This is a genomic window from Plesiomonas sp. ZOR0011, assembly GCF_000800945.1.
Taxonomy (GTDB): domain Bacteria; phylum Pseudomonadota; class Gammaproteobacteria; order Enterobacterales; family CAMTGL01; genus Plesiomonas; species Plesiomonas shigelloides.
The window spans coordinates 1-443 of the sequence record NZ_JRKB01000118.1; the positions used below are offsets into that span (position 1 = coordinate 1).

At 38.4% G+C, this 443-nt stretch carries 1 protein-coding gene; it reads left to right on the forward strand.

The features are described from left to right. Positions 1–14 precede the first annotated feature (14 nt). Positions 15–116 carry an integrase core domain-containing protein gene (locus L975_RS18765; RefSeq protein WP_369795341.1) on the forward strand — a complete coding sequence of 34 codons (102 nt, stop codon included), beginning with the start codon at positions 15–17 and terminating at the stop codon, positions 114–116. Positions 117–443 lie beyond the last annotated feature (327 nt).

Consider the following 443-nt stretch of genomic DNA (forward strand, 5'->3'; position numbering starts at 1 on the left):
TACCTGATGCTAAATTGAAAATTGAAGCTTGGCGGGATGACTATAACAAGAGTCGACCTCATCGAGCTTTAAATAAGCTGCCACCGTTGCAATTTGTGGCTTCCATTGATTATTGAACTGTTCGATTCATCCTACGAATGGCTCTAAAAATAGGGGCCTGTCATAACAGCCTACGTAGTGTCACTGAGCGTCAAAAATAATGAAGGAAATATATAACGATTGAAGTCATTGAGGAAACTTTACTTGTCATTCTCTATCCGTCATCATGTTAAAAAAACATAATTAGATTATGTTAATTGTGTGATGTATCGGGCGGATAAAAGTGATTTCACCAAAGTAGAAATGAAATTTGCAGCTTGTCTCAAATGCATAGTGACAGCATAGTGACAGCATAGTGACAGCATAGTGACAGCATAGTGACAGCATAGTGACAGCATAGTGAC